The sequence below is a fragment of the Paracoccus sp. NIOT.M2S5SZ12 genome (assembly GCF_057748165.1).
The window spans coordinates 50,042-65,000 of record NZ_JBYLFR010000013.1; the positions used below are offsets into that span (position 1 = coordinate 50,042).

The window sequence follows — 14,959 nt, forward strand, 5'->3', positions numbered from 1 at the left end:
ATGTTCTCGCCGAGAAGGAGCCCTGGATGGCCGCCAAGGACGATGACCACGACAAGACCGACAAGGACGACAACGCCCATTCGCTGGACATGAGTCAGGCGGCGGTCAAGCGGATGATCGCCGAGGCGCGCGAGCGGGGCTACATCACCTACGATCAGCTGAATGCCGTCCTGCCGCCCGAGCAGGTCAGCAGCGAGCAGATCGAGGACGTCATGTCGATGCTGTCCGAGATGGGCATCAACGTCATCGAGGATGACGAGGCGGCCGAGGAATCCGAGGGCGGCGCCGTGGTCGCGACCGGATCGGGGTCGCGCGAGCTGGCGGTGTCCACCAGCGAGACCGAGAAGCTGGACCGCACCGACGACCCCGTCCGCATGTACCTGCGCGAGATGGGCTCGGTCGAGTTGCTGTCGCGCGAGGGCGAGATCGCCATCGCCAAGCGCATCGAGGCCGGCCGCAACACCATGATCGCCGGGCTGTGCGAGAGCCCGCTGACCTTCAAGGCCATCACGCTGTGGCGCGAGGAGCTTCTGGACGAGGAGATCCTGCTGCGCGACGTGATCGACCTGGAGACCACCTTCGGCCAGTCGATGGACGGCGAGGAGGCCGAGGAGGTCGAGCTGACCGTCGAGGGCGAGCCCAGTGCCTCCGCCCCCAAGCGGGAGGAATACGACGCCGACGGCAACCCCTTGCGCGTCGAGGACGACGAGGAGGAGGACGAGGGCGCGAACCTGTCCCTGGCCGCCATGGAGGCCAGCCTCAAGCCCAAGGTCCTGGAGACGCTGGAGGCCATCGCCCATCACTACGAGGGCCTGGCCGACATGCAGGACCAGCGCATGTCCGCGACGCTGAACGAGGACAACAGCTTCTCGGCCAGCGCCGAGAGCGAGTACCAGAAGCTGCGCTCCGAGATCGTGGTGCTGGTGAACTCGCTGCACCTGAACAGCGGCCGGATCGAGGCGCTGGTCGACCAGCTCTACGGCATCAACCGCCGGATCGTCACCATCGACAGCGGCATGGTCAAGCTGGCCGATGCGGCGCGTATCAACCGGCGCGAGTTCATCGACGCCTATCGCGGCGCCGAGCTGGACCCGACCTGGATGGACCGCATGTCGGGCCAGGCCGGGCGCGGCTGGCAGGCTTTGTTCGAACGCTCGCGCGATCAGGTCGAGCGTCTGCGCGCCGACATGGCCGAGGTCGGGCAGTATGTCGGTGTCGACATCGAGGAGTTCCGCCGCATCGTGGCGCAGGTCCAGCGCGGCGAGAAGGAGGCCCGCCAGGCCAAGAAGGAGATGGTCGAGGCCAACCTGCGCCTGGTCATCTCCATCGCCAAGAAATACACGAACCGCGGCCTGCAGTTCCTGGACCTGATCCAGGAGGGCAACATCGGCCTGATGAAGGCCGTTGACAAGTTCGAGTATCGCCGCGGCTACAAGTTCTCGACCTATGCGACTTGGTGGATCCGTCAGGCGATCACGCGCTCCATCGCGGATCAGGCCCGCACGATCCGCATCCCGGTCCACATGATCGAGACGATCAACAAGCTGGTCCGCACCGGCCGCCAGATGCTGCACGAGATCGGTCGCGAACCGACCCCCGAGGAACTGGCCGAGAAGCTGCAGATGCCGCTGGAGAAGGTCCGCAAGGTGATGAAGATCGCCAAGGAGCCAATCAGCCTCGAGACCCCGATCGGGGACGAGGAGGACAGCCAGCTTGGCGATTTCATCGAGGACAAGAACGCCGTCCTGCCGCTGGACAGCGCCATCCAGGAGAACCTCAAGGAGACCACGACCCGCGTCCTGGCCAGCCTGACCCCCCGCGAGGAGCGCGTGCTGCGCATGCGCTTCGGCATCGGCATGAACACCGACCACACCTTGGAGGAGGTCGGCCAGCAGTTCAGCGTCACCCGCGAGCGCATCCGCCAGATCGAGGCCAAGGCGCTGCGCAAGCTGAAACACCCCTCGCGGAGCAGAAAGCTGCGGTCCTTCCTTGACCAGTGATCTGGAGGGCGTCGACGGGCTGGGCTTCGTGCTGTATCGCAGCACCGCCCGTCCCGGTCTGGACGGATCGGACATGCAGGACATCCTGCGCAGCGCGCGCGCGCGCAACCAGTCGCTGGGCCTGACCGGCTGCCTGCACCATGAGGACGGGCTGTTCTTCCAGTGGCTGGAGGGGCCGGCCGATGGCCTGCGGCAGGTCATGGCCTTGCTGGAATCCGACGGCCGGCACAGCCGGATCGAGGTTCTGGACAGCGGCGCGCTGAACCATCGTCGGTTCCAGGACTGGCGGATGCGGTTTTCGGACCGCGACCGGGCCTCGCTGATGGATTGGTTCGCACGCTCCGACACGGCCACGGTGCATCGCGGCGATTATGCGGGGGGCGTCGTGGCCTTCATGCTGGGCCTCGAGATCTGATCACGGCCTTGCAATTCCGGCACAAACTGTGAACGTTGCGCGTGACGAAGGAGATCGGCGCGCGTGATGACAGTGGATGAGGCGGGGGTCCACCTGAGCCAGGGTCCGGCCCTGGGTCTGGTGGTACTCATGATGGCGGCTGCGGTGTCGTGGCTGATGGTCGCGCGCGACCGGGCGCGCCTGCGCCGCGCGGCCGACGCCGATCGCCAGGCTGCCCGCATCGAGGAGGTTCGCCTGCGCGGGCACGCCGAGATGCTGGAGGCGCGCCTGGCAGAGCTGACCGAGGAGCGGGACGGGCTGACCGATGCGCTGCACCTGTCGCGGCAGCAGGCGGCCCAGCTGGAGACCCGGCTTGCCGAGGTGCGGCTGCGGGCCGAGAAGGATGCCGAGGCCGATGCGCGCGAGATCGCGACCCTGCGCGAGATGCGCGCCGAGATGACCCAGCAGTTCAAGATCCTCTCGGCCGAAACCCTGCGCAGCCAGCAGGAGGACCTGCAGCGGATGCAGAACGACCGGCTGGCGGCGCTGCTGACGCCGTTCCGCGACCAGGTCGGCCGCTTCCAGACCGAATTGCAGGCCCGCAACCGCATTCTGGACGAGGAATCCGCCCGCCTGCGCGAGCAGATCCTGTCGCTGCACAACCGCAGCGAACAGATCAGCCGCGAGGCCGTGAACCTGACCCGCGCGCTGAAGGGCGACAAGCAGCGGCAGGGAGCCTGGGGCGAGATGGTGCTGGAGCGCATCCTGGAGGATTCGGGCCTGGAGGCGGGGACGCATTACGACCTTCAGGCCAGCTGGCGCGACGATGACGGCCGGCTGTGGCGCCCCGATGCGGTGGTGCGCCTGCCGCGTGGCAAGGTCATGGTCGTCGACAGCAAGGTGTCGCTGAACAATTATCAGCTGTCGGTCACCGCCGAGGAGCCGGAGGTCCGCGCCGCCGCCCTGCGCCGCCATGTCGCGGCCATCCGCGCCCATGTCGAGACGCTGTCGCGCAAGGGCTATCAGCGCATGGATGACGGATCGGTCGATTACGTCCTGATGTTCGTTCCGGTCGAGGGGGCGTTCCAGGAGGCGCTCCGGGCCGACCCCGATCTGGCCGGCTTCGCCATCGACCGCCGCGTGGGGCTGACGACGGCGACGACGCTGATGCTGACGCTGCGCACCGTGGACCATGTCTGGGCGGTCGAGCGGCGCGAGAGCAACGCGCTGGAGATCGCGCGGCGGGCGGGGCAGCTTTACGACAAGGTCGCGGGCTTCGTCGAGGCGATGGAGGGCGTGGGCCGCGCGCTGGACCAGGCCAGCCGGGCGCATGGGCAGGCGATGGACCGGCTGACGCGGGGGCCGGGCAACGTGATCCGGCAGGTCGAGATGCTGCGCGGCCTGGGCGCGCGCAGCAGCAAGCAGATGGCGCTGGATCACGACCGCGAGGACGACCGCCCGCCGGAGGCCGCCGAATGATCCACAGCCTGACCGTGCAGACCCATGGACCCGCGCTGCACGAGATCACTGATGCTTTGCATCGCTGGCTGGATGCCACGGGTGCGGGTGACGGGGTGCTGACCCTGATGATCCGGCACAGTTCGGCCTCGCTGCTGATCCAGGAGAATGCCGATCCGGACGTGCGCACCGACCTGCTGGCCTGGCTGGAGCGCATCGCGCCACCGGCCGACCACCCCTCGATGGGCTGGATCACCCATCGGGACGAAGGACCGGACGACATGCCCGCCCATCTGAAGGCCGCCGTCCTGCCGACGACGCTGCAGATCCCGGTGCGGCGGGGCGCGATGATGCTGGGCCGCTGGCAGGGCGTCTATCTGGTCGAACACCGCCGCGCCCCGCACCGGCGCGAGGTGGTGGCCGCGTTTCAGTCGTTCGACTGAGGCATCAGGTAGATCTCGCGGATCGCGGCGCGCTCGGGCGCGGTAATCATGTGCATCACCGCATCGGCCACGTCCTGCGGCTGCAGCTTGTCAGGGGCGCCCTTGTCGAAGAAGGGCGTGTCCACCATGCCCGGCGCCACGACGCAGCAGCGCCCGCCCCATTCGCGCATCTCCTCGGCCAGATTGCCGGCATAGCCGTGCACGAACCACTTGGTCGCACCATAGATCGAGCCGGGGATGTGCCGCCGACCCGCCGCCGATCCGGTCAGGACCAGCGTGCCGCGGGTCTTGCGCAGATGCGGCAGCAGCGCCCGCGCGGTCAGCACCACGCCCGTGACGTTCAGGTCGATCATGCCGCGGATGTCGTCCAGGTCGCCGGCCTCGGTGCCCGGCGTCTTCAGGCCGCGCCCGGCATTGGCGAAGGCGGCGTCGATCCCGCCGAAACGCTCCTCCACCTGCGCGGCCGCCGCCGTCAGCGCGTCGATGTCAGTCGCATCGCCCCCAACGACCATCGCGCTGTCGCCAAGCTCGTCCGCCAGTGCCGTCAGCTTGTCGGCGGACCGGGCGAACAGGGCGACGGTCCAGCCGGCCGCGACCGCCGCGCGGGCGGTGGCGGCGCCTATGCCGGAGGAGGCGCCGGTGATGAACAGGGTCTGGGTCATGCTGGCCTCAATCGGTTGGAATCCGCAGGAAATGACCGCGGCCAACGCGTCATTCAGGCCACAGGTTCCGGGGGGCGCATCTTGTAGGCTGTGGATAACGCTACCCAATCCCTGCCAAGCTGCCTATAGTCGCTGTGGATGGCCCCAGCACAGAGACAACGGAATGCGCTGCCCGTTTTGCGGAAATGTCGATACCCAGGTCAAGGACTCGCGTCCGGCCGAGGATAACGTGGCGATCCGCCGCCGTCGCTTCTGCCCGGCCTGCAGCGGCCGCTTCACCACCTATGAGCGGGTGCAGCTGCGCGATCTGGTCGTGGTCAAGACCAACGGTCGGCGCGAGGATTTCGACCGCGACAAGATGGCCCGCTCGATCCGCATCGCCATGCAGAAGCGCCCGGTCGAGCCCGAGCGCATCGAGCAGATGATCAGCGGCATCGTCCGGCGGCTGGAGAGCACCGGCGAGACCGACATCCCCTCCAAGGCCATCGGCGAGATCGTGATGGAGGCCCTGTCGCGCATCGACAACGTGGCCTATGTCCGTTTTGCCAGCGTCTACAAGAACTTCCAGGACGCGGACGATTTCGACAAGTTCGTGTCCGAGCTGCGCCCCGGCGCCGCGCAGGATTGACGCTCGACCCGACAGAGGACGCGCGGCACATGGCTCATGCCCTGCGGCTGGCGCGGCGGGGTCTGGGCAATGTCTGGCCGAACCCCGCGGTGGGCTGCGTGCTGGTGCGCGACGGCCGCGTCGTCGGGCGCGGCTGGACCCAGCCCGGCGGACGCCCCCATGCCGAGCGGATGGCGCTGGACGCGGCGGGCGCCGATGCGGCGGGCGCCACCGCCTATGTCACGCTGGAGCCCTGCGCCCATCACGGCCGCACGCCGCCCTGCGCCGAAGGGCTGGTGGGCGCCGGCATCGCCCGCGTGGTGACCGCGCTGACCGATCCCGACCCCCGCGTGGCCGGGCGCGGTCACGCGATGCTGCGCGCGGCGGGCATCCCGCTGACCGAGGGCGTGCTGGCCGAGCAGGCGGCGGACCTTCAGGCGGGCTTCCTGCTGCGTATCACCGCGCGCCGCCCCTTCGTGACGCTGAAGCTGGCCAGCAGCCTGGACGGCCGCATCGCCATGGCCAGCGGCGAGAGCCGTTGGATTACCGGGCCGCAGGCGCGCGCGCATGTCCATGCCCTGCGCGCGCAGCATGACGCGATCCTGGTCGGAGGGGGCACCGCGCGGGCCGACCGGCCGCATCTGAACGTGCGCGGCATCGCCACGCCCCAGCAGCCCGTGCGCATCGTCCTGTCGGCGCAGGCCCTGCCGCCCATGCCGCCGCAGGATGCCGATCACGGCCCCCTGTGGCGGGTGGAGGGACCGCCCGACCGGGTTCTGGCCGATCTGGCCGGGCGCGGCCTGACGCGGGTCTTTTGCGAGGGGGGCGGCCGGCTGGCGGCCAGCCTGATGACCGCGGGGCTCGTCGATCAGGTCGTCGGTTACACGGCGGGGCTGGTGCTGGGGGCGGAGGCGCGGCCGTTCCTGGGCGCCACGGGCTGGGCCGCGCTGGCGGATGCGCCGCGGTTCCGGCTGGTCGAGAGCCGGGCGATCGGGGGCGATCTGTTCCACCGCTGGCGGCGGATCTAGCGCCGCCAGATCCAGGCGTGACCGGCCAGCGCGCCTTGCGCCTTGGCCAGCAGTCGCAGCAGCGGCGGGTGCGGGACGCGATCCTCCGCCAGACGCTCCAGCGCCAGTTCGACCGGGCAGGGCAGGCCCGTCACCGGGTCGCGATAGCGCGGATAGGCGATCAGGCAGGCATGGACCAGCGCCGCCAGATCGGGGCGCGCCCGGCGCCGGTCGGGTATCGGGCCAAGGTCGCGCGTCAGGCCCCAGCCCGCATAGAAGGGCGCCCCCAGGGTGGTGACGGGTCTGCCGCGCAGCAGCGCCTCGAAGCCTAGAGTGGAGGTCATGGTCCAGACCTCGTCCGCATCCCGGATCAGGGCGACGGGATCGGCCCCGGTCGCGACGTGATCGGCCAGACCGGCCATGGCCTCGGGCGCGATGCCGCCGGGGCGCAGCCCGGCCTCTACGTCGGGATGGGGCTTGTAGATCACGAAGGCCTGCGGATTGTCGTGGCGCACGCGCTCCAGCAGGGCCAGGTTCGTGCGCTCCGTTCCGGCGCCGAGGCGGATCGAGGCGTCGTCCTCCACCTGGCCGGGGACCAGGATGCGGCGCCGGTCATCGCGCGGCGGCATGTCGGCCGCGCCGCCGAGGTTGTACTTGGTCAGCCCCGCCGCGATCAGTGCCGCGATCAACCGTTCGGCCCGCGCCCGCCCGCCCGGCGGGGGCCCAAGCGCGATCAGCGCCTCCAGCCGCGACGGCGCGTTCGGATCGAAATAGATCCCCAGATCGTCGGCCACCAGCGACAGCGGCGGCGTCAGCGCCGCGCCCAGCCCGCGAGAGCGCAGGAAGCCGTCCTCGACGCGGATGGCCTGCGGCACGGCGGCCGACGCACCCGCCCAGGCCAGCGTCACGGCCGCCGAGGGCCGGTCGGCAAAGCGCAGGGGCCGCGCGTCGCCGAATTCACGCGCCAGAAAGCGTCGCTTCCACAGGCGCATGCCATGGGCCAGATGGCCGTCGCGATCCTGGCGGAAGGCGCGGGCCTCGGCCTCGATCTGGTCCATCGCGGTCTCCAGATCGGTCAGGCGGTCGCGGCAGGGGTCGTACCAGACCGGACCGTCCAGATGGCTGGCGGCGAACAGGGCCTCGCGGGTCGCCGGACCGCGGCGGGGCGGGGGGCTGTCGTCGTCGCTGAGACCCCAGCCCGCATAGAAGGGCTGTCCGAACAGCCGCGGCCGGTGCCCCGCCAGCAGCGCCTCATAGCCCAGCTGCGAGCTGACGGCATAGACCGCCTCGGCCTCCTGGACCAGCCGCCAGGGCGAGACCGGGCCGTCGCAGATCACGTCGCCGGGGCGCAGGTCGCCCGCCTCCAGATGGCCGGGACGCAGGCCCGCGGCCGTCTCGGGATGGGTGCGGATGACGATGGGGCGGCCCGGATGCTCGTCGCGGGCGGCCTCCAGCATGGTCAGGAAGCGGGCGCGGTCCGCGCCCTGCAGCGACGCGTCGCCGCGCGTCTGGTCGATGACCAGCACATGGCCCGACGGGGGCAGGGGGTGGCGGGCATCGTGGTGATTGTACTTGGACAGATCGGCCGCCCGCATGCGCGCCATCAGCCGTACGGCCCGGTCGCGCTGATCGTCGGTCAGGGGGCGGGCGATCAGCCGCTCCAGCCGCGAGGGGCGGGCGGGGTCGAAATGCAGCCCGTCCGGGTCGATCAGGAGGCCGATGGGCCCGCGCGCGGCCAGGTGCCCCGACGCGCGCCCCGGCAGGACCGAGCGCAGGAAGGCATCCTCGACCGTGACGATGGGGCAGCCGCGGCGGCGCGCGATGGCCTGACCGCGCCATGCGGTCGGGCTGGCGCCCCAGATGCCGACGGGTTCGCCCGGCGGCGGCAGGCCCAAAACCGGGCGATGGCCCGCCAGCGTCAGGATGCGCGCGACGCGGGGGCGGGTCAGGAAGCCCAGGTTCATGACGAAAAGCCGCCGGGTTTCCCCGGCGGCTGTCGCGTCGTTCGGCGTCATCGGGCGCAGGTCAGTTGCCGATGTTGGACAGGCTGTCGGCCGTGGCGGCGCTGCCGGTGACGGCGGAGAGCGTCTTCTGCCATTGGACATAGGGCGCTTCGGTCACATAGACGGTATCGCCGTCGCGGATGATGAAGTCGCGCGCCAGGAACAGCCCGTTCGGCCGGGTCAGGTCCAGCACATAGGCAAAGCGCTGCGTGCCGATCACCGGCTTGCCCATCACGCGGCTGGCGACCGATTCCGGCTCGTCGCGCAGCACGAAGACGCCCGTGGGGTCGGCGAGGCTGCTGTTCAGGCCGCCGACCATCGCGATGGCCTCGGCCGCGCTGATCATCTCGTTGCCCAGGGGGACGCGGGTCTGGCCGCCGAGCGCGCCGAGCGCGGTGAAGCTGCGCTGATCCTCCTCGACCACGATCAGGTCGCCCGGACGCAGCGCGATGTCGTTGGTGGGGCTGGCATAGAGGTCGGTCAGCCAGACGCGCCCGCTGTCGCTGCCGCGCTTGACGGTGACGACCGCCACCTCGGGTTCGATCGCGACGCCGCCGGCCCGCGCCAGCATGGCCGAGAGCGACCGCGTGGGCCGTTCGATCGGATAGACGCCCTGCGCGCCCACGCGGCCGACGACCGAGACGGTGGCGCCGTTGCCCGCCACGCGCTGGACCGTCACCTGCGGATCGGGGGTCTGGGCGCTGAGTTCGCGGGTGATGATCTGGCGCAGCTGGTCGGGCGTGTTGCCCGCCGCCCGGACCCGGCCCGCATAGGGCACGAAGATGAAGCCGTCGCTGTCGACCTGGATCTCGGTCAGCGAGGTCGAGCTGGACCCGAGCGAGGTCAGCAGACCGTCATCCACGTTCTCCCAGATCGACAGGCCAAGCGTGTCGCCGGCCCGGATCTCGTCCGCGCCCACCTGGCCGGCGTTGCGGAAGCTGTTGGAGAAGCCGTAGGCCGGGGCGAAGGCCGAGGCGCGGGTCACGTGGTCGTTCACGAAAATGACCTGCGTGTTGCCGCCGCGCTCGACGGCGCCGTCGAAGATCTCGCCCTTGTTGGGACCGGACCGGGGCAGCGCGCAGGCCGCGAGAAGGCAGAGCGATGCCGCCATCAGCACCCTGAGGGTGCTCGACGATCGAAGGGTAACTGTCACCTCGGATACTCCGTTGTTATCGTGGCCGGGTGCGACCGGCCTGTTTTGACCCTATTCTAGCCGCGTCGTGCGGTTCAGACCACAGGTTCTTGCGCGTCGCAGGCGCGCCGTTGCGTTTTAGCCATCCCGGTCCGACAGCTGCTGGCGGGGCAGGGTCCGGCCGGTGGCCAGCGCCTCGTAGGGATCGTCCGGCGACAGCAGCATGTCGGCCACCAGCCGCAGCGCATGCGCCCGCGAGCGGCTGGCGTAGAAGCCGCCGGGGATCTGGCTGGTCTGCAGCAGATAGTCGCGAAACACCCGGTAGGCCTGGGGATCGGGTGCGTCGGGATCGGCCAGGAACGCGTCCAGATCCTGGTCCGAGACCAGCCCCGGCTTGTCGTAGACCGCCCGGCCCAGGGGCTTCACCGGAATTCCGCGCCACAGCGCCTGCTGGGCGGCGGTCGAGTTGACGGTCACCACGGCGCGGGCATGCGAGAGGATCTCGGCCAGCTTGCCGCCGCGGATGTAGTGGACCCGGCCCGCCACGTCGTGCCGCGCCGCGGCCGCGGCGATCGCCGCGCGGTTGCCCGCGCGCCCGTCCTCCAGCGGATGGGCCTTGAAGATCAGGTGGTGATGGCGCGGGGCCGCGCGCGCGAAGCCGTCGACGACCGTGTCGATGAACTGCGCGTTCCGGGTGAAGGGGGAATGGCCGAGGAAGTTCGAATCATGTTCCAGCTGCATCAGGACCAGAGTGTAGGGCCACCCCGACAGCCTCAGGCGCCGCCACTGCAGCGCGCGGCCCAGGTTGTAGAGCGGCGCCAGGACCAGCCTGCGCAGGTTCAGCCGGAATTCCTGCACGACCGAGATCGCGCGATGACCCTGATAGGCGCGATAGCGGCGGTTCGCGACCAGGATGAGGAAGTGATAGAAGGCGCCGTAGAACTTGTGCTGGCGCATGTCGCCCCAATGGGCGGGGGGGCGGCGCACCTCGTTCAGCTGCTCGCGCAGGACGGCGCGCATCTGCGCCAGAGGGATCCGCATCAGCACGGAATTGCCGTTCGAGCCCTGCCGTTCGTAGCTGATCCAGTAGGGCCGCAGGTATCCCTCCTCGAAGACGTGGATGCGCAAGCCCCGTTCGGCCGCCATGGCGCGGGCGGTGGCGTGGATGGGCCTGACGTCGCCGTAGAGGACGATGTCCGTGACGCCACGTTCGATCAGGATGCGCGACAGATGGGCCGACCAGCCGGGCAGCCCGTCCTCATGGCGGATGAAGCGGTCGCGGTCGGACCAGAAGAACTCGTCCCCCGCATTGAAGCCGCAGCGCCAGACGGTCGCGCCCGCCGCGCGCAACAGACGGCCCAGCCTGTCGAAGAACGGGCCGTGGGGGCCTTGGAGCATCAGGAACACCCGCGCCGCGACGGGCGCGTCGGGCAGGCGGGCGGCGGGCGGGTCCGCAAGGGGGACCGGTGGCGGGGACGGGGGCTGGAACATGGAACTTGAAACGGAAATGGCGTCCCGCGACGGGGACCGAACAGACCAGACATGCCACGTCGCGGCCCGTCGATCCAGAATTTTGTCCATGACGCTTAACGGTGGCCGACTGGAGGAGGCCGGGCTTGACGCTTGAACGGGCGGGGCCGATGGCCTAGGTCGGACGGGAAGCATTGGGACGTCACACAGGGAGGCCGCGATGTTCACCGGCATCATCACCGACATCGGCATCGTGCGGGCCGTGGAAATGCGCGGCGACATGCGCGCGCGCATCGGCTGCGCCTATGACATGGCGGGTGTCGATCTGGGCGCGTCCATCGCCTGCGACGGGGTCTGCCTGACGGTCATCGCCAAGGGCGCGGACTGGTTCGACGTGGACATCTCGGCCGAGACGCTGTCCAAGACGCGCATAGGCGCCGAGGGCTGGGCCGTGGGCCAGCGGCTGAACCTGGAACGCGCGCTGCGCGTCGGCGACGAGCTGGGCGGCCATATCGTCAGCGGCCATGTGGACGGCGTGGCCCGCATCACCGCCGCCGCGCGCGAGGGCGACAGCCTGCGCCTGACCTTCGAGGCGCCGGCCGACCTGGCGCGCTTCATCGCGCCCAAGGGCTCGGTCACGCTGAACGGCACCTCGCTGACCGTGAACGAGGTCGCGGGCAACCGCTTCGGCATCAACCTGATCCCGCACACCCAGCAGGTCACCACCTGGGGCGATGCGGCAGTGGGCGACGCCGTCAATCTGGAGATAGACACGCTGGCCCGCTATGTCGCGCGGCTGGCCGAGGCCGGGCAACCCATCGGCGCATGACGCCAGTCTGAAGGACGAACAGATGCAATTCGAGGAACCCGGCCCCGTCGAGCGCGACCTGTCGGCCGCCATCTCTCCGATCGAGGACATCATCAACGAGGCCCGCAACGGCCGCATGTATATCCTAGTCGACCACGAGGACCGCGAGAACGAGGGCGATCTGTGCATCCCCGCGCAGATGGCCACGCCGGATGCGATCAACTTCATGGCCACCCATGGCCGCGGCCTGATCTGCCTGTCGCTGACCGCCGAGCGGATCGAGACGCTGGGCCTCACGCTGATGAGCCCCAAGAACTCCAGCCGCCATGAGACCGCCTTCACCATGTCCATCGAGGCGCGCGAGGGCGTCACGACCGGCATCAGCGCCCATGACCGCGCCCGCACGATCAGCGTGGCGATCGATCCGACCAAGGGCGCGCCCGATATCGCGACGCCGGGCCATATCTTTCCGCTGCGCGCCCGCAACGGCGGCGTCCTGGTCCGCGCCGGCCATACCGAGGCGGCCGTGGACATCTCGCGCCTGGCGGGGCTGAACCCGTCGGGGGTGATCTGCGAGATCATGAATGAGGACGGCAGCATGGCGCGCCTGCCCGACCTGGTCGCCTTCGCGCAACGCCACCGCCTGAAGATCGGCACGATCAGCGACCTGATCCGCTATCGCCGCCGGCACGACAACCTGATTGCCGAGCGGTCGCAGCAGGCGGTCCGCTCGGTCCATGGCGGCGAATGGCTGATGCGCATCTTCGCCGACGAAACGCAGGGGACCGAGCATATCGTCCTGACCAAGGGCGATCTGGCCGCCCCCGGCCCGGTTCTCGTGCGCATGCACGCGCTGGACCCGCTGCACGACGTGCTGGGGATCGGCCGGGACGGGGCGGGTAGCCTCGCGTCCTGCATGAACGTCATCGCGCAGGAGGGGCGCGGCGTCGTCGTGCTGATCCGCGACCTGACGCATGCGGTCACGCCCGGCGACGATGCCGGGCCGCACACGCTGCGCCAATACGGGCTGGGCGCGCAGATCCTGTCGGCGCTGGGCCTTTCCGAGCTGACCCTTCTGACGAATTCGGCGCCCGTGCGGGTGGTGGGGCTTGACGCCTACGGGCTTTCCATCCATTCCACCCGGCCTATTCCCAAGGACTGAGACATGGCCTCGAACACGCAACATCACGAACTGGCGCTGCCGCGTTTTGATGCGCCGGTGCGCCTGCTGGCGGTCGTGGCGCCCTATTACAAGCCGATCACCGACGGCCTGCTGGCCGGGGTTCGGGGCACGGCGGATGCGGCGGGGGCCAGCCTCGACGTGATCGAGGTGCCCGGCGCGCTGGAGATCCCGACCGCGGTCGGCATGGCAGCGCGCAGCGGGCGCTATGACGGCTTCGTCGCGCTGGGCTGCGTGATCCGCGGAGAGACGACGCATTACGACACGGTCTGCAACGACAGCTCGCGCGCGCTGACGCTTCTGGGGCTGCAGGGCGTGTGCCTGGGCAACGGCATCCTGACGGTCGAGACTATGGCTCAAGCCGAGGTCCGCGCCGATCCAGCGGGACAGAACAAGGGCGGCGGTGCCGCCGCCGCGGCGCTGCACCTGATCGCCCTGGCGCGCCGCTGGGGCGGGGATGCCGCGCAGACATCCGCGGCCGATCACGACGTGATCCGCCTTGCGGGACAGATGGAAGGGCAGGGCCGGTCATGAGCGAGCAGGATTCCGCAAAGCGCCCCGACCGCCGTACGCTGAGCAGCGCCGCGCGGATGTATGCCGTCCAGGCGCTGTTCCAGATGGAGGCGGCCGGCCAGTCTGCCGACCGCGTCACGCGCGAGTTTCAGAACTATCGCATCGACTTCGACGACCGCGACGGTCCGACCGAGCAGGCCGACGAGGCGCTGTTCATGCGCATCGTCGACGACGTGGTCATGTGGCAGTCGCGCATCGACCAGGCCACCGATCGCGGTCTGGTGGCCAAGTGGCCCATCGACCGGATCGACCCCGTGCTGCGCGCCGTCTTCCGGGCTGCCGGGGCCGAACTAGTGACGGAACGCGCCCCCGCCAGGGTCGTCATCAGCGAGTATGTCCGCCTGACGCAGGCCTTCTTCCCTGAGGGACGCGAGGCACGCTTCGTCAACGCGGTGCTGGATCACATGGCGCGCGACCTGAGGCCTGATTCCCTGGATTGACCGACACGGTCACGCGCGGTCCGCATGGGGCCCGGACAGTCGGTGTCCGGGCCCTTTTCACGTCCTTCAGCCGGGATCGCGCATGTCCTGCGTGTCCGGTAAACGGCAGCGTCGTGGCATCTATGCAACAACAGTGATGGCGGGCAGCAGGACATTTCTTGCCATTTTCATGGGCAGTCACGGCCGTGTTTCAGGCAAGATGGGCCTGTCGGGATGGCCGTCAGCGTCGGAAAACGGCAGAAAGAGGCGAATTTACCGTGCGTTATGCGTCGGTCGATCCGGTTTCATCACGAATCATTTCAAGCGAATTTCGGCGATCTCTTGCCTGTTTGCGTCAAGGCCTCGAGGCCTCACGTTTGCGCGATCGTGCCAAGAAGTGCAGCGCACTTTGAACCCAGAGGCGGTGGCGCTAATTGTTGTTGCAGCAGAGATGCTCTGGTGCCCGTGGACGGGACCAGGACAATCCTACTCAGATTGTGAGGACGAGAGATGAAAAAAGTTACGCTGCTCTCCAGCACCGCCGCCATCCTGGCCGCCCTGTCGGTTCCGGCCTTCGCCCAGTCCGAGATCGCGACCGGCGCCAACGCCGCTGGTGTGTCCGAGATCGACGACCGCATCACCGACATCGAAGATGACGTCACCGACGCATTCGACCGTTCCAACGACGCCGACCGCTTCGGTCCCGCCGACCGCCGTCAGGGCCTGTTCGGCAACATGTCGCTGAGCTACACCGGCCGCACCGGCAACACTGAGAACCAGGATCTGGCGATCGGCGGCCGCAT

General features: G+C 69.5%; 15 protein-coding genes (1 of these 15 only partly in view). 11 read left to right on the forward strand and 4 right to left on the reverse strand.

The features are described from left to right. The first annotated feature begins 26 nt into the window (after window positions 1-26). From rpoD to AC2SGK_RS12855, 4 genes are all read left to right on the forward strand, one after another. A complete protein-coding gene (rpoD, locus tag AC2SGK_RS12840) occupies window positions 27-2,000 on the forward strand; it encodes an RNA polymerase sigma factor RpoD (protein ID WP_488323920.1) in 1,974 nt (657 codons plus the stop codon). After that, window positions 1,990-2,415 (forward strand): BLUF domain-containing protein, encoded by a 426-nt coding sequence (locus tag AC2SGK_RS12845; protein ID WP_488323921.1) that lies wholly within the window; start codon window positions 1,990-1,992, stop codon window positions 2,413-2,415. Before rpoD ends, AC2SGK_RS12845 begins: the two co-directional genes overlap by 11 nt. Window positions 2,416-2,481: 66 nt before the next feature. After that, window positions 2,482-3,873, forward strand: a complete 1,392-nt coding sequence (locus AC2SGK_RS12850) for a DNA recombination protein RmuC (protein WP_488323945.1) — start codon at window positions 2,482-2,484, stop codon at window positions 3,871-3,873. Then, the gene (locus AC2SGK_RS12855; RefSeq protein ID WP_488323922.1) at window positions 3,870-4,295 is read left to right on the forward strand and encodes a secondary thiamine-phosphate synthase enzyme YjbQ; all 426 of its coding nucleotides are present in this window, start codon (window positions 3,870-3,872) and stop codon (window positions 4,293-4,295) included. The genes AC2SGK_RS12850 and AC2SGK_RS12855 overlap by 4 nt, the downstream gene beginning before the upstream one ends. Here the strand turns inward: AC2SGK_RS12855 and AC2SGK_RS12860 are convergent. Further along, window positions 4,280-4,957: an SDR family oxidoreductase gene (locus AC2SGK_RS12860; RefSeq protein WP_488323923.1), complete on the reverse strand. Its 678-nt coding sequence runs from the start codon at window positions 4,955-4,957 to the stop codon at window positions 4,280-4,282. The two genes, AC2SGK_RS12855 and AC2SGK_RS12860, sit on opposite strands and share 16 nt — an antisense overlap. A gap of 163 nt (window positions 4,958-5,120) precedes the next feature. On the opposite strand from AC2SGK_RS12860, the gene nrdR reads away from it, so the two are divergent. Further along, window positions 5,121-5,585: a transcriptional regulator NrdR gene (gene nrdR, locus AC2SGK_RS12865; RefSeq protein ID WP_411838932.1), complete on the forward strand. Its 465-nt coding sequence runs from the start codon at window positions 5,121-5,123 to the stop codon at window positions 5,583-5,585. 29 nt (window positions 5,586-5,614) lie between these two features. Beyond that, window positions 5,615-6,592 (forward strand): bifunctional diaminohydroxyphosphoribosylaminopyrimidine deaminase/5-amino-6-(5-phosphoribosylamino)uracil reductase RibD, encoded by a 978-nt coding sequence (ribD, locus tag AC2SGK_RS12870; RefSeq protein WP_488323924.1) that lies wholly within the window; start codon window positions 5,615-5,617, stop codon window positions 6,590-6,592. Here the strand turns inward: ribD and AC2SGK_RS12875 are convergent. The 3 genes from AC2SGK_RS12875 to AC2SGK_RS12885 form a co-directional block, all read right to left on the reverse strand. Next, window positions 6,589-8,586, reverse strand: coding sequence for a capsule polysaccharide biogenesis protein (locus AC2SGK_RS12875; RefSeq protein ID WP_488323925.1), 1,998 nt, complete (start codon window positions 8,584-8,586; stop codon window positions 6,589-6,591). The two genes, ribD and AC2SGK_RS12875, sit on opposite strands and share 4 nt — an antisense overlap. A 10-nt stretch (window positions 8,587-8,596) precedes the next feature. After that, window positions 8,597-9,685 carry a polysaccharide biosynthesis/export family protein gene (locus tag AC2SGK_RS12880; RefSeq protein ID WP_488323946.1) on the reverse strand — a complete coding sequence of 363 codons (1,089 nt, stop codon included), beginning with the start codon at window positions 9,683-9,685 and terminating at the stop codon, window positions 8,597-8,599. Between the two features lie 159 nt (window positions 9,686-9,844). Then, window positions 9,845-11,197, reverse strand: coding sequence for a capsule polysaccharide biogenesis protein (locus tag AC2SGK_RS12885; RefSeq protein WP_488323926.1), 1,353 nt, complete (start codon window positions 11,195-11,197; stop codon window positions 9,845-9,847). A gap of 199 nt (window positions 11,198-11,396) precedes the next feature. Between AC2SGK_RS12885 and AC2SGK_RS12890 the strand changes: the two genes are divergently transcribed. The 5 genes from AC2SGK_RS12890 to AC2SGK_RS12910 all read left to right on the forward strand — a co-directional run. After that, window positions 11,397-12,005, forward strand: a complete 609-nt coding sequence (locus AC2SGK_RS12890) for a riboflavin synthase (protein WP_488323927.1) — start codon at window positions 11,397-11,399, stop codon at window positions 12,003-12,005. A 22-nt stretch (window positions 12,006-12,027) separates the two neighbouring features. Then, window positions 12,028-13,146, forward strand: coding sequence for a 3,4-dihydroxy-2-butanone-4-phosphate synthase (gene ribB, locus AC2SGK_RS12895; protein ID WP_488323928.1), 1,119 nt, complete (start codon window positions 12,028-12,030; stop codon window positions 13,144-13,146). A gap of 3 nt (window positions 13,147-13,149) precedes the next feature. Beyond that, window positions 13,150-13,698 (forward strand): 6,7-dimethyl-8-ribityllumazine synthase, encoded by a 549-nt coding sequence (locus AC2SGK_RS12900; RefSeq protein ID WP_488323929.1) that lies wholly within the window; start codon window positions 13,150-13,152, stop codon window positions 13,696-13,698. Further along, window positions 13,695-14,177, forward strand: a complete 483-nt coding sequence (gene nusB / locus AC2SGK_RS12905; RefSeq protein WP_488323930.1) for a transcription antitermination factor NusB — start codon at window positions 13,695-13,697, stop codon at window positions 14,175-14,177. Before AC2SGK_RS12900 ends, nusB begins: the two co-directional genes overlap by 4 nt. A 489-nt stretch (window positions 14,178-14,666) precedes the next feature. Further along, on the forward strand, window positions 14,667-14,959 hold the 5' end (the start) of the coding sequence (locus tag AC2SGK_RS12910; RefSeq protein ID WP_488323931.1) for a DUF481 domain-containing protein. 694 nt of this gene lie beyond the right edge of the window; only the first 293 of its 987 coding nucleotides appear in the window; its start codon is at window positions 14,667-14,669; its stop codon lies beyond the right edge, outside the window.